Raw genomic sequence first — 19,651 nt, forward strand, 5'->3', positions numbered from 1 at the left:
CGCCTCTTCAGGAGGCGCGGCCCGCAGTCGTCGTCCGGCGGACCGGCGGTCCGCGACGAGGCGCGGACCCTCGGTCCGTCAGTCGCGCTTCTCGCCGCCGAGGTGGTGGACCCGGACCATGTTCGTGGTCCCGGGGACACCGGGGGGCGAGCCGGCGGTCATGACCATGACGTCGCCGGTGTTGTAGCGGTTCAGCTTCAGGAGCTCCTCGTCGACCAGGTCGACCATCGCGTCCGTGTTGGCCACGTGCGGCACCACGTGGGCCTCGACGCCCCAGCTCAGGGCGAGCTGGCTGCGGGTGGACTCGTCCGTGGTGAAGGCGAGGATCGGCTGGGTCGTGCGGTAGCGGGAGAGCCGGCGGGCGGTGTCACCGGACTTGGTGAACGCGACCAGCGCCTTGCCGTCCAGGAAGTCCGCGATCTCGCAGGCCGCACGGGCGACCGAACCACCCTGGGTCCGGGGCTTCTTGCCCGGCACCAGCGGCTGGAGGCCCTTGGACAGGAGCTCCTCCTCGGCGGCGACGACGATCTTCGACATCGTCTTGACGGTCTCGATCGGGTACGCGCCGACGGACGACTCCGCGGACAGCATGACCGCGTCCGCACCGTCCAGGATCGCGTTGGCGACGTCGGACGCCTCGGCGCGGGTCGGCCGGGAGTTGGTGATCATCGACTCCATCATCTGGGTCGCCACGATCACCGGCTTGGCGTTGCGGCGGCACAGCTCGATGAGGCGCTTCTGCACCATCGGGACCTTCTCGAGCGGATACTCGACGGCCAGGTCGCCACGGGCCACCATCACACCGTCGAAGGCGGCGACGACGCCCTCCATGTGCTCGACGGCCTGCGGCTTCTCGACCTTGGCGATGACGGGGACCCGGCGGCCCTCCTCGTCCATCACCTTGTGCACGTCCTTAACGTCCTCGGCGTCCCGCACGAAGGACAGGGCGACCAGGTCGCAGCCCATCCGCAGGGCGAACCGGAGGTCCTCGACGTCCTTCCCGGAGAGCGCGGGGACGTTCACCGCCGCGCCGGGCAGGTTGATGCCCTTGTGGTCGGAGATGACACCGCCCTCGATGACGATGGTGGTGACGCGCGGGCCGTCGACCGAGATGACCTTGAGCTCGACGTTGCCGTCGTTGATCAGGATCGGGTCGCCCTTGGCGACGTCGCCGGGCAGACCCTTGTAGGTCGTGCCGCAGATCGACTTGTCGCCGGCCACGTCCTCGGAGGTGATGACGAACTCGTCCCCGCGGACCAGCTCGACGGGGCCCTCGGCGAACTTCGCCAGGCGGATTTTCGGGCCCTGCAGGTCGGCGAGCACGCCGACCGCGCGGCCGGTCTCGGCGGCCGCCTTGCGGACCCGGTCGTAACGGCCTTGGTGCTCCTCGTGGGTACCGTGACTGAAATTGAAACGGGCCACGCTCATGCCGGCCTCGATCAGAGCGACGAGCTGCTCATGCGAGTCGACGGCGGGACCGAGGGTGCAGACGATTTTGGAACGGCGCATGAGGCGGATCCTATCGGTTTGTTTCGCTGCGGAATATTCCGTCTGGTGGAAGATACAAAGGGGCGCGGGCCCGCTCAGTTGTGGACCAGCGCGAAGGTCTGGCCGGCGATCTCCAGCTCCTCGTCCGTCGGCACCACGGCGACCGCCACCCGTGCGTTCACGGGGGAGATCAGCCGCGGTTCACCGGACCGTACGGCGTTGAGATCCGGGTCCACCGCCAGGCCGAACCCCTCCAGTCCCGCGATCGCAGCCTCCCGTACCGGAGCCGCGTTCTCCCCGACCCCCGCCGTGAACACCACGGCATCCACCCGGCCGAGGACCGCCGAATAGGCGCCGATGTACTTCTTCAGCCGGTGGATGTAGATGTCGAACGCGAGCGTGGCACGCTCGTCGCCCTCGTCCACCCGGCGCCGGATCTCCCGCATGTCGTTGTCGCCGCAGAGGCCGACCAGACCGCTCTTCTTGTTCAGCAGGACGTCGATCTCGTCCACCGACATCCCCGCCACCCGCTTGAGGTGGAAGGTGACGGCCGGATCGATGTCTCCCGAACGCGTACCCATCACCAGCCCCTCCAAGGGGGTCAGCCCCATGGACGTCTCCACGCACCGGCCGCCGGCGACCGCGGAGGCCGAGGCCCCGTTGCCCAGATGCAGCACGATCACGTTCACGTCGGCGACCGGCCTGCCCAGCAGCTCGGCCGTCCTGCGTGAGACGTACGCGTGGGAGGTGCCGTGGAAGCCGTAGCGGCGGATGCGGTGCGCGTCGGCCGTCTCCACGTCGATCGCGTACCGCGCCGCGTGCTCCGGCATCGTCGTGTGGAACGCCGTGTCGAAGACGGCGACCTGCGGCAGGTCCGGGCGCAGGGCCTGTGCCGTACGGATCCCGGTGATGTTCGCCGGGTTGTGCAGCGGGGCCACCGGGACGAGCCGTTCGATCTCGGCCAGCACCTCGTCGGTGATCACGGTGGGCTCGCTGAACTTCAGCCCGCCGTGCACCACCCGGTGACCGATGGCCACGAGTTCGGGGGAGTCCAGGCCGAGCCCGTCGGCCGCCAGCTCCTCGGCCGCGGCCTTCAGCGCCTGCTCGTGGTCGGCGATCCTTCCGGTGCGCTCACGGGGTTCGCCGCCGGCCGAGGGGGTGTGCACCAGCCGGGAGGTCTCCTCCCCGATCCGCTCGACCAGGCCGGTCGCGAGCCGTACCCGCTCACCCATGTCCAGGAGCTGGTACTTGACCGACGAGGAGCCCGAGTTGAGGACGAGCACGCGGCCCGCCCCGCTGTTGGTGCGGTCGGTGGTCGTGGTCATCGGGTTCGCTCCTCGCCCTGCGCCTGGATCGCGGTGATCGCCACGGTGTTGACGATGTCCTGGACCAGGGCGCCGCGCGACAGGTCGTTGACCGGCTTGCGCAGCCCCTGCAGGACCGGGCCGACCGCGACGGCCCCCGCCGAGCGCTGCACGGCCTTGTAGGTGTTGTTGCCGGTGTTGAGGTCCGGGAAGATCAGTACGGTCGCCCGCCCCGCCACCTCGGACGCCGGCAGCTTGGTCGCCGCGACGGACGGCTCGACCGCCGCGTCGTACTGGATGGGGCCCTCGATCCTGAGGTCGGGATGCGAGGCGCGTACCCGCTCGGTGGCCTCCCGCACCTTGTCGACGTCGGCGCCCGTGCCGGAGGTGCCCGTCGAGTACGACAGCATCGCGATCCGCGGGTCCACACCGAAGCGCGCCGCGGTGACCGCCGACTGCACGGCGATGTCCGCGAGCTGCTCCGCGTCCGGGTCCGGGTTGACCGCGCAGTCCCCGTACACCAGGACCCTGTCTGCGAGGCACATGAAGAAGACCGAGGAGACGATCGAGGCGTCCGGCTTGGTCTTGATGATCTCGAAGGCGGGGCGGATGGTCGCCGCGGTGGAGTGCACCGAGCCCGAGACCATGCCGTCGGCCAGACCCTCCTGGACCATCAGGGTGCCGAAGTAGTTGACGTCCGCGACGACGTCGTGGGCGAGCTCCACCGTCACCCCCCGGTGCGCGCGCAGCAGGGCGTACTGCTCGGCGAAGCGCTGGCGCAGCTCGGAGGTCTGCGGGTCGATCAGCTGGGTCGCGGCGAGGTCGATGCCGAGGTCGGCGGCCTTCTTGCGGATGATGTCCACGTCGCCGAGGAGCGTCAGGTCGCAGACGTCCCGGCGCAGCAGCACATCGGCGGCACGCAGGACGCGCTCCTCCGTGCCCTCGGGCAGGACGACCCGGCGCCGGTGCGAGCGGGCCTGCTCCAGCAGCTCGTGCTCGAACATCATCGGGGTGACCCGGCCGCTGCGGGACACGGAGATCCCCTCCAGCAGGGCGCCGGTGTCCACATGGCGCTCGAAGAGGCCGAGCGCGGTCTCCGCCTTGCGGGGCGTGGCCGCGTTCAACTTGCCTTCCAGTGCGAAGAGTTCCGCCGCCGTGGGGAAGGATCCGCCGGTCACCGCGACGACCGGCGTGCCCGGTGCGAGGCGGGCGGCCAGCCTGAGTATCTCCTCGCCGGGACGCTCGTCCAGGGTCAGCAGGAGGCCCGCGATGGGCGGGGTGCCCGCACTGTGCGCGGCCAGCGCGCCGATGACCAGGTCCGCACGGTCGCCGGGGGTGACGACCATGCAGCCCGGGGTCAGTGCCTTGAGGAGGTTCGGCAGCATCGCGCCGCCGAAGACGAAGTTCAGCGCGTCCCTGGCGAGGCCCGAGTCGTCGCCGAGCAGAACCGTTCCGTCAAGCGCCGCGGTGATCTGGGCGACGGTCGGCGCGGAGAGCGCGGGATCGTCGGGCAGCACCGAGCAGGGGACCGGCAGGGTAGCCCCGAGCCGCTCGGCGATGGCGGCGCGGTCCTCCGAGGCCACCCGGTTCACGATCATCGCCAGGACGTCGCAGCCCAGACCCGCGTACGCACGGTAGGCATTGCGCGTCTCGGCCCGTACGGACTCGGCGTCCTGGCCGCCGCCGCCGACCACCGCGATCACCGAGGCACCGAACTCGTTGGCGAGCCGGGCGTTGAGCGCGAGCTCGTCCGGGAGCTGGGTGGCGGCGAAATCGCTGCCGAGGACCAGCACCACCTCGTAGGCCCGTGACACCCGGTGGAAGCGCTCGACGAGCCGGGAGACCAGCTCGTCGGTACCCTGCTCCGCCTGGATGGCGGACGCCTCGTGGTAGTCCAGCCCGTAGACGGTCTCCGGGCTCTGCGAGAGCCGGTAGCGGGCCCGCAGCAGCTCGAACAGCCGGTCGGGTCCGTCATGGACCAGCGGACGGAAGACCCCGACCCGGTCCACCTGACGCGTCAGTAGCTCCATGACTCCCAGATCGACGACCTGTCGGCCGTCTCCCCGGTCGATCCCGGTCACGTACACGCTGCGCGCCACGCGTGCTCTCCCGTCCTGGCTGGCTGGCATTGCCCTCTTGACGATACCTACGGGGACGGGTAAATCGCCCGCCGGGCGGTACCCGTGCACGGGCCGCGGCGGGCCCCTGCACGGGGCGGGCCCGACCCCGTGGCGCCCCGCGCCGGAAGTGTCGTACGCGTGGGACCGGAGCAGTCGGAAGCGCGAGTGCCGGACCGGGCGTGGGACAATCGTCGTGGCTCACGGTACGGGGGTTTGTCGAGCAGCCCCCGAAATGCATGGCCCCAGCGAGCAGGAGACAGAGCACGATGCGCATCGGAATTCTCACCGCAGGCGGCGACTGCCCAGGCCTCAACGCCGTGATCCGGTCGGTCGTGCACCGTGCCGTCGTGGGTCACGGCGATGAAGTCATCGGTTTCGAGGACGGGTTCAAGGGCCTGCTCGACGGGCATTTCCGGCCCCTCGACCTCAACGCGGTGAGCGGCATCCTGGCACGCGGCGGCACGATCCTCGGCTCCGCCCGGCTGGAGCGCGACCGGCTGCGCGAGGCCGCCGAGAACTGCGAGGAGCTGTCCCGTCGTTACGGCATCGACGCCCTCATCCCGATCGGCGGCGAGGGCACGCTCACGGCCGCCCGGATGCTGTCGGACGCCGGGATGCCCGTCGTGGGCGTCCCGAAGACGATCGACAACGACATCTCCGCCACCGACCGGACCTTCGGCTTCGACACGGCCGTGGGCGTCGCCACCGAGGCCATAGACCGCCTCAAGACGACCGCCGAGTCGCACCAGCGGGTCATGGTCGTCGAGGTGATGGGCCGCCACGCGGGCTGGATCGCGCTGGAGTCCGGAATGGCCGGCGGTGCCCACGGGATCTGCCTCCCGGAGCGGCCCTTCCAGGTCGAGGACCTGGTCAAGATGGTCGAGGAGCGCTTCTCGCGCGGCAAGAAGTTCGCCGTCATCTGCGTCGCCGAGGGCGCGCACCCGGCCGAGGGCTCGATGGCGTACGCCAAGGGCGAGATCGACCAGTTCGGCCACGAGCGCTTCCAGGGCATCGGCAACCGCCTCGCCGTCGAGCTGGAGAGGCGGCTCGGCAAGGAGGCCCGGCCGGTCATTCTCGGCCATGTGCAGCGCGGCGGCACGCCGACCGCGTACGACCGGGTGCTCGCGACCCGCTTCGGGTGGAACGCGGTGGAGGCCGTCCACCGCGGTGATTTCGGCCGGATGACGGCCCTGCGCGGCTCCGACATCGCCATGGTGCCGCTCGCCGACGCCGTCACCCGCCTGAAGACCGTGCCCAGCGACCGCATGTACGAGGCCGAGTCGGTCTTCTGACCGGAACGGGGCCGGCCCGTCCTCAGGCCGGAGCCGCGTTCCGATCACCGGAACGCGGCACGGGCAGCCTCAGATGCCCGCCGTGCGCCAGAACTGCTCGACCACCCGGTCCAGGAACGCCCGCCCGGCGTCGCCCGACGCCCCGGACCGCTCCCGGCCCGTGCTGTCCCAGCTCAGCGTCGTCACCATCAGGGCCTGGTAGTCGGTCTGCAGCTGCTCCAGTACGTCCTGCACCAGGACCCGGTCCAGCGGCACGAGCTTGGCCACCGGCCGGACGTACGCCTGCCAGCGCGTCGTCACCGCCCTGTTCAGCAGCTCCGCCATCTCCTCGTTGCGGCCGGTCGCCGTGACGAACTGCGCGGCCGACATGTCCAGGGCCTCGCAGAGCGCCATGGCCTGGCGTTCGTTGCCGCGCCAGCGGCCCGACTCCTCCATCCGCAGATACGAGGCACCGGTCATCCCGAGCTCCCGCGCGAGGTCGTCCACGGTGATGTCCCGGGCCAGCCGGTGCTCGCGCAACGTGATTGCGGCGGCCAGCAGTTCACCGGGCGCGCACCACAGCACACCGGCGAGCGCCATGAGTTCGCGTTCGCCGGGCAGGGCGACACCGCGCTCCCAGGCCATCACGGTCTCGGCGGTGATCTGGAGTCCGTACTGGGCGCCGAGCCCGTACGCAACATGGCCGGGAGCCATTCCCAGTGCCTCGCGCAGGCGGCGCGCGGCGGGGGCATTGAAGGGCGGAGTGGGTTGCACGGCCCCACCGTAGGAGCACGGGAACGGCCTGGCTACAGGCTGTTCCTAACAGTTCACCCTTCGTATGATCCTCCTAGGAGGGCCGTTTCCAGGTCTCCGTGCGGTCAGCGAGTTTCAGCCACCCACCGGTACCGCAGTTCTGGCCGCCCCACATGGCCGTAGCTCGGCCGGCGCTCGGCGCGGCCGGCCGTCACCAGATGCTCCAGATACCGGCGTGCGGTGATCCGGGAGATCCCCAGTTCCTCCCCGGCGGCCGCCGCCGTCACTCCGTCCGGGGACTCCCGCAGGGCCCGGGTCACCGCTTCCAGCGTCGGACCGCTCAGCCCCTTGGGCAGCGCTGCCGGGTCGGCGATCCGCAGCGCGCCCAGCGCCCGGTCCACCTCTTCCTGGCCGCTCGCCTCGCCGGCCGCCGCCCGGAACTCGGCGTAGCGCACGAGCCGGTCGCGGAGGGTGGGATACGTGAACGGCTTCAGCACGTACTGCACGACCCCGAGCGACACGCCTTCCCGCACCACCGCCAGATCCCGTGCCGACGTCACCGCGATGACATCCGCACCGTGCCCGGCCGCCCGCAGGGCCCGCAGGAGCTGGAGTCCGTGTCCGTCGGGCAGGTACAGGTCGAGCAGCAGCAGATCCACCGGCATCCGGTCCAGCGCCCGCACGGCCTCCGCCCGGGTGTGCGCGACGGCGGCGACCTCGAAGCCGGGGACCCTGCCCACGTACAGCTGATGGGCGTCGGCCGCCACCGGGTCGTCCTCCACGACCAGCACCCGGATCATGCCCGGACCGCCTGCGCCGGCCGGCCGGTCAGGGGCAGCCGCACCGTGAACTCCGCGCCGCCGTCCTGCCCCCGGCCCAGGACCACCGTCCCGCCGTTGCGCAGGACCGCCTGCCGCACCAGCGCCAGCCCGAGCCCGCGGTCCGCGCCGTGCGTCGTCCAGCCGCGCCGGAACACCTCGTCCACGTCGTCCGGGCCGACTCCGGGCCCCGTGTCGGCGACCCTCAGCAGCAGCTCACCGTCGTCGGTGAGCGCGGTGACGGTGACCCGTGGCCGCGTCGCGCCGCGCTGGGCGGGTACGGGCACGCCGCCGCCCCCCGCTCCCGTCTCCGACGCCGCGTCCACCGCGTTGTCGATCAGATTGCCCAGAACCGTCACCAGGTCACGCGGCGCGAGATCCGGTGGCAGCGCCCCGTCGTCGATCAGGCTGTCCTCCGCGAGGACGAGCTCCACACCGCGCTCATTGGCCTGCGCCGCCTTGCCGAGCAGCAGCGCGGCCAGCACCGGCTCGGCGACCGCCCCGACGACCCGGTCGGTCAGGACCTGCGCCAGCTCCAGCTCCGCCGTCGCGAAGTCGACCGCCTCCTCGACCCGGCCCAGTTCGATCAGCGACACCACGGTGTGCAGCCGGTTGGCCGCCTCGTGCGCCTGCGAGCGCAGCGCCTGCGTGAAGCCGCGCTCCGAGTCGAGCTCGCCCGACAGGGCCTGCAGCTCCGTGTGGTCCCGCAGCGTCACCACCGTGCCCCGCTTCTCCCCGCCCACGACGGGGCTGGTGTTGAGGACGATGACCCGGTCCGAGGTCAGATGGACCTCGTCGACCCGCGGCTCGGACGCCAGCAGGGCCCCGGTCAGCGGCGGGGGCAGGGCGAGCTCGTCGACCTTCCGCCCGACCGACCCCGGGGCCAGTCCCAGCAGCTCCCGGCCCGCGTCGTTGATCAGCGCGATCCGGCGCTGTCCGTCCAGCATCAGCAGCCCTTCACGCACCGCGTGCAGGGTGGCTTCGTGGTAGTCGTGCATCCGGCCCAGCTCGCGGGCGTTCATCCCGTGCGTGTGCCGGCGCAGCCTGGCGTTGATCACGTACGTGCCGAGCCCGCCGAGCGCCAGCGCCGCTCCCGCCGCCATGCCCAGGGCGCCCAGCTGTTCGCGTACCTGGTTGGAGACCCGGTCGACGGTGATGCCGGCGCTGACCAGGCCGACGATCCGGCCCCCGTCACGGATCGGTGTGACGACCCGTATCGACGGCCCCAGGGTGCCGGTGTACGTCTCCGTGAAGGTCTCACCGCGCAGGGCCGGGGCGGTGTTCCCGATGAAGGTCCTGCCGATCTCCGAGGGGTGCGGATGGGTCCACCGCACCCGGTTCGGATCCATGATCGTGACGAAGGTGATCCCGGTGTCCGCGCGGACCCGCTCCGCGTACGGCTGGAGCACGGCCGTGGGGTCCGGCGTACGGATCGCTTCCCGCACGGACGGGGATCCGGCCATGGCGAGGGCGGCGGCCCGTACCTGCCGGTCCGCGGTCTCCTCCGCCTGCGCGCGGCCGGAGGCGTACGCGAAGAAGGCGCACCCGGCCACGACGGCGGCCACGAGCAGGGCCTGCATCGCGAAGAGCTGGCCGGCCAGACTGCGGGGGAGCGTACGGGACAGGCGCATGGCCCCCAGTCTGCACGGCGGGAACCACCGGCCCAAGGTGGCTCGAAAGCGTCCGTGAACGATATGAACGCAAGGGTGACCGCGGTCACAGGGAAGTGAATAGTCACCGGGGCCCCCTGGGACGGGGGAGCGACCGCAAACCCCGAGGAGACCACCGTGGCAGAGAAAGTCGCACGACGGGACCGAACGCACTATCTCTACCTGGCTGTGATCGCCGCCGTGGTGCTGGGCATCGCGGTCGGCTTCATCGCGCCGGGTGTGGCCGTGGAGCTCAAGCCCATCGGCACCGGGTTCGTCAACCTCATCAAGATGATGATCTCGCCGATCATCTTCTGCACGATCGTGCTGGGCGTCGGCTCCGTACGCAAGGCCGCCAAGGTCGGTGCCGTCGGCGGTCTCGCACTCGGCTACTTCCTGGTGATGTCGACCGTCGCCCTGGCCATCGGCCTGGTCGTCGGCAACATCCTGGAGCCCGGCTCCAGCCTCCACCTCACCGACGCGGCACGCGCCGCCGGTGAGGAGCAGGCGGCGGGGGCGAGCGAGTCCACGGTGGACTTCCTGCTCGGTGTCATCCCGACCACCATGGTCTCGGCCTTCACCGAGGGCGAGGTCCTGCAGACCCTGCTCATCGCCCTGCTCGCGGGCTTCGCCCTGCAGGCCATGGGTTCGGCCGGCGAACCGGTCCTGCGCGGCATCGGCCACATCCAGCGCCTCGTGTTCCGCATCCTCGCCATGATCATGTGGGCGGCCCCGGTGGGCGCGTTCGGAGCGATCGCGGCGGTGGTCGGCGAGACCGGCGTGGACGCGCTGAAGTCCCTCGCGATCATCATGGTCGGCTTCTACGTCACCTGCGCGCTCTTCGTGTTCGTGATCCTGGGCGCGATCCTGCGGGTGGTGGCGGGGGTCAACATCTTCTCCCTGCTCAAGTACCTGGGCCGTGAGTTCCTGCTGATCCTCTCCACCTCCTCCTCCGAGTCGGCCCTGCCGCGGCTGATCGCGAAGATGGAGCACATGGGCATCAGCAAGCCCGTCGTCGGCATCACCGTGCCGACCGGCTACTCCTTCAACCTCGACGGCACCGCGATCTACCTGACGATGGCCTCGCTCTTCATCGCCAACGCGACGGGCGACCCGCTGAGCATCAGCGAGCAGATCTCGCTGCTGATCTTCATGGTGATCGCCTCGAAGGGTGCCGCGGGCGTCACCGGCGCCGGACTGGCCACCCTCGCGGGCGGCCTGCAGTCCCACCGCCCCGAACTGGTCGACGGCGTCGGCCTGATCGTCGGCATCGACCGCTTCATGAGCGAGGCCCGCGCCCTGACGAACTTCGCGGGCAACGCGGTCGCGACGGTGCTGGTCGGCACCTGGACCAAGGAGATCGACCGGGCGCGGGTGGACGAGGTCCTCTCCGGCTATCTGCCGTTCGACGAGAAGATGATCGTGGACGAGGGCCCCGCCGAGCCGCACGTCCCGGAAGCACCCGTCCCCGGCACCAGGGACGGCGGCGAGGAGCAGCCCTCGCTGGTGAAGGCGTAACGAGCGACCGGAGCGGCCGGTACGGGACCTCCCGTACCGGCCGCTCGCGCATGTCCCGCGACGGGAGTGGGGACAGCGTGATCATTCCGTGCTGGTGCCGTGCGGCAGGTCCGAGCAGTATCGCTGTCCTGAACAGGCGCAAGAAGTGTCCTGACCAGGCACAAGGGGTGGGGACACTGAAGACCGCACGACACCGGGGAGCCGCAGGCGCACTGCTGCTGCCGGCTCTCATCGCCATGGCCGGATGCGGCGCCCCGGAGCAGCCCGCCCCGGGGAGGACGGTCTACGGGCTGCCGCTCGCCGAGCAGTTCCAGGCGGCGACGGACGCCACCCGTGACGCGGGCACCGCCGCCTTCCTGTCGACGCTGACCTACGGGGCGGCGGGCGGCGACGCCGTGCACCGGGCGAAGGGGAGCCAGGACTACGAGCGGGGGACGTCGCTCGCGAAGCTCGGCCTCACGGCGAACCCGCGCTTCCCGGAGACGGACCTGGAGCTCCTCCAGGGATCGGCCCCCGACGGCGAGCAGACCATGGCCACCGCCGAGGACGACGTCTACGTCCGCAACGGCGACTCCGCCTGGCTGAAGTACACCCCCGAAGCTGTCAACGAACTCGGCGAGACCACCGGTGTGATCGCGGCGCGTGCCGCCGGCGACGTGGCCCCGTACAGCGGGACCCTCGCCGACATCGTCCCGCGGGTGATTCCCAGGGAGAAGCCCGAGCGCCGGGCGGACGGCAGCCGGGTGTACCGGGTGACCGTGCTTCCCGAGGTCGCCGCGGAGGTGCTCCCCCGTGACCTCCAGAGCCTGCAGAGCGACTGGGGAACGGACCCCGTCCAGCTGACGGTGCGTCTGGACGCGGACGGGCGCCTGGCCTCGGCATCCGCCGACCTCGGGCCCGTCCTGGCCCGTCTGCACGAGCGGATGGCCCTCGTCCATGTGAAGCGGCTGCACGCGGCGTACGAGCTCAGTGCCTTCGGCAAGCCGGTGAAGGGCAAGGGCCCGGACAGCGGCGGCGAGCCGGTCGTGGACGCCCGCACGGCGCTGGCTCCCGTCGCCACGCTCAAGAAGGGCCGGTGCGCCACCACCAGTGACACGGGGCTCGGCTCCACGGTGGTCGTACGGCCCGTCGACTGCAAGGGCACGCACGAACTGCGGGTACTGGCCCAGGTGAAGGTGGACCGGACCTTCCCGGGGAAGCAGGAGGACCGAAGCGCCGAGGGGTACGGCAGGGCGCAGTGCGAGCGGGCGTCTGCCGCCGCGCCGGCGGACTGGCGGCGCGGCGGCCGTTACGCGGAGGGCTTCAGTTTCGTCGGCGCCTCCGACCTGGTGTTCAGTGTCAGCGGAGGAGTGTCGGAGACGACGGTTACCGGCTCCTACACCTGTTACCTCAGGGCCTCCTGACCGCTGATCAGCCGAACGGGATGTGGACGACCGACTGGTTACCGACGCCGACGGTGCCCGTACCGTTGCCGATGGCGTTCCAGATCTCGACCTTCACCGTGCCGTTGGCCAGGTTGCCGTGGCTGCCGGTGGAGGACTTGAGGCCCTTGGCCTGGGTGTAGTGCTCGTACCCGTTGACGGGATCGGTGGCGAAGTAGTTGTACGTCTCCGTGCGGTCCCAGGTCCCGTCACCTGTGCGGTCGTAACTCACCCTCACCTGTTGCCCGTTGGCGACGGTGGTGCCCGAGTCCGCGAACACGTCGAACTGGGTGGCGCCACCGTCGTACGCCCGGGTGATGCCCGTCGCGGTGAAGGTCTGCGGACTGTGCGGGGTGCCGTCGTAGTTGCCGCCGCCCGCCGAGGCGACCGTCACCGACGAGGCGGCGGACTGGGCGGCGCCCAGGCCTCCGGCGCTGCGCAGGGCGAGGGTGGAGGAGCCGGACGGCGGGTCCGTGGGCGGGTCGGTGGTTCCGCCGCCGCCCTTGGTCCAGACGCCCACGTAGTCCACCAGCATGGGCCGGCCCGGCACCGTCTCGGCGGTCGGGGTCGAGCCGCCGAGCGCGTTCGGGAAGGCGCCGCCGATCGCGAGGTTCAGCAGGAGGAAGTACCCGGCGTGGTTCGTCATGTTCGCCCATGTCCCCGCGTCCAGCTGGCTCTGGGTGACGCTGTGGAAGAGCTGGCCGTCCACGTACCAGCGCAGGGCGTTGGGGGTGACGGCGCGGTCCCACTCGAAGCGGTACGTGTGGAAGGCGGACTGGCAGCTCGCGCCGGGGCAGGTGCGGCTGGCGCCGAGGCCGGTGGTCTCGTTGCAGGGGCCGCCCGGGTTGACCCCGCAGTGCAGTACGCCCCAGACGGAGTTGATCCCGTTGACGTTCTCCATGATGTCGAACTCGCCGATGCCCGGCCAGTTCCAGTAGTTGCCGCGGTACGGGGAGCCGAGTGCCCAGAAGGCGGGCCAGTAGCCCAGGGCCGCGTTGCCGGTGACGTTCGGCATCTGGACGCGGCCCTCGATGCGCAGGGTGCCGCCGGCCGGTGCCTTGAAGTCCGCCCTCCTGGTCTCGATGCGGCCGGAGGTCCAGTTGCCCGCGCCGTCGCGTAGCGGGGTGATGCGGAGGTTGCCGCTGCCGTCGAGGCTGACGTTGTCGGGGCTCGCGGTGTAGTTCTGGATCTCCCCGGTGCCCCAGTTGCCGGGGCCGCCGGGGTAGCCGTGACCTGTGTCGATCTGCCAGTTCGCGGAGGACGGCAGGCTGCGGTTCGCGCCGTTGAAGTCGTCGCTCCACTGCAGGTTCCACCCGGGGGTGGTCGGCACATCACCGCGTGCGGGCCCGGATCCGGCGACGGTGATCACCCCGGCGAGGGTGAGGGCCAGGGCGGTGAGGGCGGAGAGGACGGTCGTACGTCTGTGGGGGACGGTGCGGCTCGTACGCAAGGGAACCTCCGGTGGGGGTGCTGGGAAGGTTGCTTTTGAGAGCGCTCTCAAAAGGTATTTAGATGCACCGGGGGCGGCCGTCAATGGCCCTGGCCGCTTCAACTTCCCGACAGGCCGGGCGCCCCTTCCCGTCCGGTCCCTTGCCTTGACGCCGACGTCAAGGATTACCGTCGCCGTATGCGAATCGGGGAACTGGCCGAACGCGCCGGGACGACAACACGGACGCTGCGGTACTACGAGTCGCGAGGCCTGCTGCACGCACGCCGCGCGGACAACGGCTACCGCACGTACGACGAGGGCGACCTGCGGCTGATCCAGCAGATCCGGACCCTCCAGGACTTCGGGTTCGACCTGGAGGAGACCCGCCCCTTCGTCGACTGCCTGCGCGCCGGCCACCCGGCGGGCGACGCCTGCCCCGCGTCCCTGGCCGTGTACCGCCGCAAGCTCGACGAGCTCGACTCGCTCATCGGGCAGCTGCGGACGGTCCGTACGGAGGTGGGCGCACAGCTGGCACGCGCCGAACTGGAGGCGGAGGCCGAGCGGCCCGGCGGCCCCGAACCACGATGTGAACTGGGAGGATGACAGATGATCCACGCAGAAGGTGTCGCCGAGGTCACCGACACGACATTCGACGAGGAGGTCCTGGGAGCGGACCTCCCGGTCCTGGTCGAATTCACCGCGGACTGGTGCGGCCCCTGCCGCCAGCTCGCCCCGGTGCTCAGCGCGATCGCGGCGGAGGAGACCGGCCGCATCAAGATCGTCCAGCTGGACGTGGACGCCAATCCCGGCATCACGAGCCGCTACGCGGTGCTGTCGATGCCGACGCTGATGGTGTTCCGGGGCGGCGAACCGGTGAAGTCGATGGTCGGCGCCCGCCCCAAGCGCCGCCTGCTCCAGGAGCTGGAGGACGTGTTCGCGGCGGTGTAGGGGGCGCTCGGGCTTTACTCGGTTCCGGCCACGTGATCAGCTTCGCCGGGTCGGAAACGGGTGGCCTCGGGGAGAGGCCGTGGGGATGGGGAGCGGGCTCCGGTGCGCACACACGCAGGAGAGACAACTCAGCAGTGCCCGGAGTGCGGATCCGGGATCAGGGTGGACAGCCGGTTTCCGGCCTGGTGCGGTGACTGCGACTGGAACGTGGACCCCTTGGGGCCGGAGGAGGAACAGCAGGGCCGGCTCGCGCGGGTGCGCCGTACCCTCGCCCGCCGGCACGGCGAGCGGCTGCTCGCCGAAGTGAGCGCGGGCGGGACGCTGCGCCCGGGGAAGGACCGGCCGGCTCTCCTCGCCTACGGGATCGCACTCGTGGTCCACGGCGTGACCGTGGCCCTGGCCGCAGGGGGCATCTGGTGCGTGGTGGGCGGATGGGGCAGCCCGGGCCCCGTGGTGGCGGGGCTCTTCTTCCTGGCGCTGGCGTGGACCCTGCGGCCGCGTTTCCCCCGACTGCCCAAGGACGGGTTGCTGCTGTACCGCACCGATGCGCCCGCACTGTACGGGCTCATCGACGAGATCGCCCGGGTGGCCGGCACCAGGAGCGTGGACGTGATCGCGGTCGACGGCGACTTCAACGCGAGCGTGCGGACCTGCGGAGTACGCGGCCGCCGCCTGCTGACCCTGGGTGTTCCCCTGTGGGAGACGCTCGGACCCCAGCAGAGGATCGCCGTGCTGGGCCATGAGCTGGGGCACTACAGCAACGGTGACACCCGGCGCGGAATCGTCTTCGGGACCGCGTACCGTTCGCTGACCGTCTGGCACTACTACCTCCTGCCGACCGAGGATCCGGCTCCGCTCGAGATGCTGGCGAACCTGGTCTACCTGGTGCCCCGGTCGCTGGTCCTGGGCGTGCTGATGCTGCTCGACCAGCTGACCCTGCGTTCCAAGCAGCGTGCCGAGTACCTCGCCGACTCCGTTGCTGCCCGCGCCGGTTCCACCGAAGCGGCCGTGGCGTTGCTGGACCGGCTCCTCGTCGCGGACTCGGCCGTCATCACCGTGCGGCGCGAGAGCAACAGGCTCCGCACCCGCCCGCGCGGAACCGGCCGGGCCGAGGAGCGCACGGACGGCCTGTGGGAGCTGCTCGCCGCACACATGGAGTCGATCCCGGAGCACGAGTACGAGAGGCGGAGGCGGGTCGGTGCGCGGAGGGGGCACAGCGTCGACGACACCCATCCGCCGACACATCTGCGCCGTGAGTGCCTGCTCGCCGGCGCGGTCACGCCCGCGGCCGTGGTGACGGACGACGACCGGGAGCAACGAATCGCCGCGGAACTCGCCGACGCGCGCGGGCAGGTGGCCCGGCAGATCGTGCGCGGCGACTAGACGTCCGCGCACGGGTCGGCGGCCCCCGCGTCACTTCCTGCGGACGGCCATGGCCACCGCGAGAGCGAGGGTCCCGAACAGGACCGCCACCGCGAACGAGGCGAAGAAGAGGACCTCGATCCATCCCGCGTTCGCGCCGGTGACCGCGCCGCTTGCGGATACGCACGTCACCTCCGGCGGGAAGACCTGTCTGCGCACCTCGCCGCAGGCGTTGGGCAGGTCGTCGTTGACCGCGTACGCCTTGATCCAGCTCAGGGCCCAGGCGGCGAGGAAGACGACGAACGAGGCGGTGGCGATGCCCCATAGATGCTTCGGGCCGGCCGGTGACGCGGCGGTCGGTGCCGCGGAAGGCGTGGGCTGTGTCATGGGCGGGAGCGTATCCGGCCGGACGAGGCGCGCCTGCTGGTGCCCGTGCGCGGCCGTACGGAGGATGAGTCCATGACATGGACCGCACCGCAGGTGGAGCGTACGGCGCAGCTCGGCAGCCTGGGCACGCTGGACGAACGCCGCATGCTGGAGGGCTGGCTGACCCGGCACCGGGAGACCCTGCTGGCCAAGTGCGCCGGACTGGATCCGGAGCAGCTGGCCCGGACGGCCGTGGAGCCCTCGGACCTCTCGCTCCTCGGCCTGGTCCGGCACCTGGCGGAAGTCGAACGCTGGTGGTTCCGCAGGCAGTTCAGGGGTGAGGGCATCGGTGACGTCCATGCGGGCCCCTCGGACGGGAACGAGGGACTCGACGGGGCGGACCCGGCCGGCGCCGAGAGGGACTTCGCACTCTTCCGGGCCGAAGTCGCCGCCTGCGACGCGGCGGTGGCGGGGCACGGCCTCGACGAGGTCTTCACGTCCACGGGCGGACGCCCCCTGAGTCTGCGCTGGGTATACCTGCTGATGATCCAGGAGTACGCCCGCCACAACGGCCACGCCGACCTGCTGCGGGAGCGGACCGACGGGGTGACGGGCGACTGAAGCGGTGAGCGGTGAGCGGTGAGGGACGGGGCCCTCGCGGTTCGGCCGCGGGGCCCCGTCTCCGAGTCGTTGCGGCTGTCAGGCCGGCCGGAACCACACCGTCGCCAGCGGCGGCAGCGTCAGCGTCACGCTCGTCTCCCTGCCGTGGGCCGGCACCTCCTCCGGCTTCAGCGGATCCTCGTTGCGCACGTCGCTGCCGCCGTACCGGGCCGCGTCCGTGTTCAGGATCTCCACCCAGGCCTCCGGGCCTCCCGGTACGCCCAGCCGGTAGTCGTGCCGCACCACCGGTGAGAAGTGCGAGACCGCCAGCAGCGGCGAGCCGTCCGCGTCGTAGCGCAGGAACGCGAACGCGTTGTCCTCCGCCGCGCCGCCGTCGATCCAGGAGAAGCCCCCCGGGTCCGTGTCGCGCTGCCACAGCGCCGGCAGCGCCCCGTACACCGCGTTGAGGTCCGTGACCAGGGTCCGTACGCCGCGGTGGTCGCCGGAGGCCTCGTACGTCTCGTCGAGCAGCCACCAGTCCGGGCCGTGGCCCTCGGACCACTCCGCTCCCTGCGCGAACTCCTGCCCCATGAAGAGGAGTTGCTTGCCGGGATGGGCCCACATGAAGCCCAGGTAGGCGCGGTGGTTGGCGCGCCGCTGCCACCAGTCGCCGGGCATCTTGCTGACCAGGGCCTGCTTGCCGTGCACCACCTCGTCGTGCGAGATCGGCAGCACGTAGTTCTCGCTGTACGCGTACACCATCGAGAAGGTCATCTCGTTGTGGTGGTACTTGCGGTGGATGGGCTCCTTGGACATGTACACGAGGGAGTCGTGCATCCAGCCCATGTTCCACTTGAGTCCGAAGCCCAGGCCGCCGTGTTCCGTGGCGCGGGTGACGCCGTCCCAGGCCGTGGACTCCTCCGCCATCGTGACGACACCGGGATTACGCCGGTAGACCGTCGCGTTCATCTCCTTGAGGAAGGCGACCGCATCCAGGTTCTCCCGGCCCCCGTGCTCGTTCGGCGACCACTGGCCGTCCTCGCGGGAGTAGTCGAGGTAGAGCATGGAGGCGACGGCGTCGACCCGCAGGCCGTCGATGTGGAACTCCTCGCACCAGTACGTGGCGTTGGCGACCAGGAAGTTGCGGACCTCCTTGCGGCCGTAGTCGAACTCCAGGGTGCCCCAGTCCGGGTGCGCCGCCCGGTTCGGGTCGGAGTGCTCGTACAGCGGGCGGCCGTCGAACTCCGCGAGCGCCCAGTCGTCGCGGGGGAAGTGCGCCGGCACCCAGTCCATGAGGACGCCGATGCCCGCCGCGTGCAGCGCGTCGACCAGGAAGCGGAAGTCGTCCGGAGTGCCCATGCGGGACGTCGGCGCGTAGAAGCCGGTGACCTGGTAGCCCCAGGAGCCGCCGAAGGGGTGCTCCGAGACCGGCATCAGCTCGACGTGCGTGAAGCCGAGGTCCTTCACGTACGCGGGCAGCTGCGTGGCGAGCTGACGGTAGTTCAGTCCCGGTCGCCAGGACGGCAGATGGACCTCGTACACGGAGAACGGGGCCTCGTGCACCGGGCGGTCGCCCCGGTGCGCCATCCAGTCGCTGTCCTGCCACTCGTGGTGCGAGGCGGTGACCACCGACGCGTTCGCGGGCGGCACCTCCGCGTAGCGGGCCATCGGGTCGGAGCGCTGGGTGTGCGAACCGTCCGGGCGGCAGATGTCGAACTTGTACAGGGTGCCCTCGCCGATCGCCGGGACGAACAGCTCCCATACGCCGGTCGAGCCCAGCGAACGCATCGGGAAGCCGGTGCCATCCCAGAAGTTGAAGTCACCCGTGACGCGGACCCCGCGCGCGTTCGGCGCCCAGACGGTGAAGCGCGTGCCCGCGACGCCCTGGTGCTCCATCGGCTGCGAACCGAGCGCCGTCCACAGCTCCTCGTGACGGCCCTCGCCGATCAGGTGCAGATCGAGCTCGCCGAGGGAGGGCAGGAAGCGGTACGGGTCCTCCACCTCGATCTCGTTGTCCTCGTACGCGACCAGCAGCCGGTACTCGGGGACGGCCGGCGTGGGGAGCACGCCCGAGAAGAATCCGTCGCCGTCACTCTGCAGTTCCGCCCGCAGACCCTTCGCCAGGACGGACACGGAGCGTGCGAACGGACGCAGCGCACGGAACACCACCCCGCCGCGGGTCACGTGCGCGCCGAGCAGGTCGTGCGGGGCGTGGTGCTCACCGGCGAGCAGCCGGGCCCGGTCCCCGTCGTCCAGGGCGGTCGCGGGCAGGACGCCCTTGCTGCCGCCGCCGCGACGGGGGCGGGGCGGGGTCGCGGCGGTGGCGTCGGCCTTGGCCGCGTCGGTGGCGCCGGCTGCGCCGACGGCGGATGCCCGCTGCTTGGCCCGGGAGCGCTTCGCGGGGGCTGCCGGGGCCGTGGGGGCAGCAGGGGTCGCGGGTGCTGCGGTAACAGGCTCGGCCGGCGCGTTGGACGGGGCCTTGATATCGGCCGTGACCGGCTGGGGGGCGGTGATCTCGGTGGTGACCGGCTGGGGAGCGGCCGGGACCTCGATGGGCTCGGACGACTTGCGGGACGGCTTGCGGGCGGTCACAGGGACTGCCTC

16 protein-coding genes are annotated in these 19,651 nt (G+C 71.2%); 7 read left to right on the plus strand and 9 right to left on the minus strand.

Annotated features, from left to right (window positions below):
- Positions 1-78: 78 nt before the first annotated feature.
- The 3 genes from pyk to pta form a co-directional block, all read right to left on the minus strand.
- Positions 79-1,509: a pyruvate kinase gene (gene pyk, locus ACFQ6X_RS06530; protein ID WP_383176876.1), complete on the minus strand. Its 1,431-nt coding sequence runs from the start codon at positions 1,507-1,509 to the stop codon at positions 79-81.
- A gap of 74 nt (positions 1,510-1,583) precedes the next feature.
- Complete coding sequence (locus tag ACFQ6X_RS06535; protein ID WP_383176879.1) at positions 1,584-2,813, minus strand: acetate kinase; 1,230 nt, start codon at positions 2,811-2,813, stop codon at positions 1,584-1,586.
- Positions 2,810-4,891, minus strand: a complete 2,082-nt coding sequence (pta, locus tag ACFQ6X_RS06540) for a phosphate acetyltransferase (RefSeq protein WP_383176882.1) — start codon at positions 4,889-4,891, stop codon at positions 2,810-2,812. Before pta ends, ACFQ6X_RS06535 begins: the two co-directional genes overlap by 4 nt.
- Before the next feature lie 287 nt (positions 4,892-5,178).
- Between pta and ACFQ6X_RS06545 the strand changes: the two genes are divergently transcribed.
- The gene (locus ACFQ6X_RS06545) at positions 5,179-6,204 is read left to right on the plus strand and encodes an ATP-dependent 6-phosphofructokinase (protein WP_329207234.1); all 1,026 of its coding nucleotides are present in this window, start codon (positions 5,179-5,181) and stop codon (positions 6,202-6,204) included.
- Positions 6,205-6,273: 69 nt separating this feature from the next.
- On the opposite strand, the gene ACFQ6X_RS06550 is transcribed toward ACFQ6X_RS06545, so the two are convergent.
- From ACFQ6X_RS06550 to ACFQ6X_RS06560, 3 genes are all read right to left on the minus strand, one after another.
- Positions 6,274-6,897: a helix-turn-helix domain-containing protein gene (locus tag ACFQ6X_RS06550; protein WP_383177454.1), complete on the minus strand. Its 624-nt coding sequence runs from the start codon at positions 6,895-6,897 to the stop codon at positions 6,274-6,276.
- Positions 6,898-7,061: 164 nt separating this feature from the next.
- Positions 7,062-7,736, minus strand: coding sequence for a response regulator (locus ACFQ6X_RS06555; protein ID WP_383176885.1), 675 nt, complete (start codon positions 7,734-7,736; stop codon positions 7,062-7,064).
- Positions 7,733-9,385: an ATP-binding protein gene (locus ACFQ6X_RS06560; RefSeq protein WP_383176888.1), complete on the minus strand. Its 1,653-nt coding sequence runs from the start codon at positions 9,383-9,385 to the stop codon at positions 7,733-7,735. Before ACFQ6X_RS06560 ends, ACFQ6X_RS06555 begins: the two co-directional genes overlap by 4 nt.
- Positions 9,386-9,541: 156 nt before the next feature.
- On the opposite strand from ACFQ6X_RS06560, the gene ACFQ6X_RS06565 reads away from it, so the two are divergent.
- The gene (locus tag ACFQ6X_RS06565; protein WP_383176891.1) at positions 9,542-10,921 is read left to right on the plus strand and encodes a cation:dicarboxylate symporter family transporter; all 1,380 of its coding nucleotides are present in this window, start codon (positions 9,542-9,544) and stop codon (positions 10,919-10,921) included.
- Between the two features lie 167 nt (positions 10,922-11,088).
- Entirely contained in the window at positions 11,089-12,324 is a 1,236-nt protein-coding gene (locus ACFQ6X_RS06570) for a hypothetical protein (protein WP_383176894.1), read from the plus strand.
- Between the two features lie 7 nt (positions 12,325-12,331).
- Here the strand turns inward: ACFQ6X_RS06570 and ACFQ6X_RS06575 are convergent, their stop codons facing one another.
- Positions 12,332-13,792 carry a glycoside hydrolase family 16 protein gene (locus tag ACFQ6X_RS06575; protein ID WP_383176897.1) on the minus strand — a complete coding sequence of 487 codons (1,461 nt, stop codon included), beginning with the start codon at positions 13,790-13,792 and terminating at the stop codon, positions 12,332-12,334.
- A 177-nt stretch (positions 13,793-13,969) separates the two neighbouring features.
- On the opposite strand from ACFQ6X_RS06575, the gene ACFQ6X_RS06580 reads away from it, so the two are divergent.
- The 3 genes from ACFQ6X_RS06580 (at position 13,970) to ACFQ6X_RS06590 (ending at position 16,102) form a co-directional block, all read left to right on the plus strand.
- A complete protein-coding gene (locus ACFQ6X_RS06580) occupies positions 13,970-14,374 on the plus strand; it encodes a MerR family transcriptional regulator (protein ID WP_383176900.1) in 405 nt (134 codons plus the stop codon).
- Between the two features lie 3 nt (positions 14,375-14,377).
- Complete coding sequence (trxA, locus tag ACFQ6X_RS06585; protein ID WP_383176903.1) at positions 14,378-14,719, plus strand: thioredoxin; 342 nt, start codon at positions 14,378-14,380, stop codon at positions 14,717-14,719.
- Positions 14,720-14,881: 162 nt separating this feature from the next.
- A complete protein-coding gene (locus tag ACFQ6X_RS06590) occupies positions 14,882-16,102 on the plus strand; it encodes a M48 family metallopeptidase (protein ID WP_383176906.1) in 1,221 nt (406 codons plus the stop codon).
- A 30-nt stretch (positions 16,103-16,132) separates the two neighbouring features.
- Here ACFQ6X_RS06590 and ACFQ6X_RS06595 read toward each other — a convergent pair whose 3' ends face one another.
- Entirely contained in the window at positions 16,133-16,468 is a 336-nt protein-coding gene (locus ACFQ6X_RS06595; RefSeq protein ID WP_383176908.1) for a hypothetical protein, read from the minus strand.
- 72 nt (positions 16,469-16,540) lie between these two features.
- On the opposite strand from ACFQ6X_RS06595, the gene ACFQ6X_RS06600 reads away from it, so the two are divergent.
- Positions 16,541-17,068 carry a DinB family protein gene (locus ACFQ6X_RS06600; RefSeq protein WP_383176911.1) on the plus strand — a complete coding sequence of 176 codons (528 nt, stop codon included), beginning with the start codon at positions 16,541-16,543 and terminating at the stop codon, positions 17,066-17,068.
- Between the two features lie 78 nt (positions 17,069-17,146).
- On the opposite strand, the gene glgB is transcribed toward ACFQ6X_RS06600, so the two are convergent.
- Complete coding sequence (gene glgB / locus ACFQ6X_RS06605) at positions 17,147-19,639, minus strand: 1,4-alpha-glucan branching enzyme (RefSeq protein WP_383176914.1); 2,493 nt, start codon at positions 19,637-19,639, stop codon at positions 17,147-17,149.
- Positions 19,640-19,651 lie beyond the last annotated feature (12 nt).

Source organism: Streptomyces sp. NPDC056452, assembly GCF_042796085.1.
GTDB lineage: Bacteria > Actinomycetota > Actinomycetes > Streptomycetales > Streptomycetaceae > Streptomyces.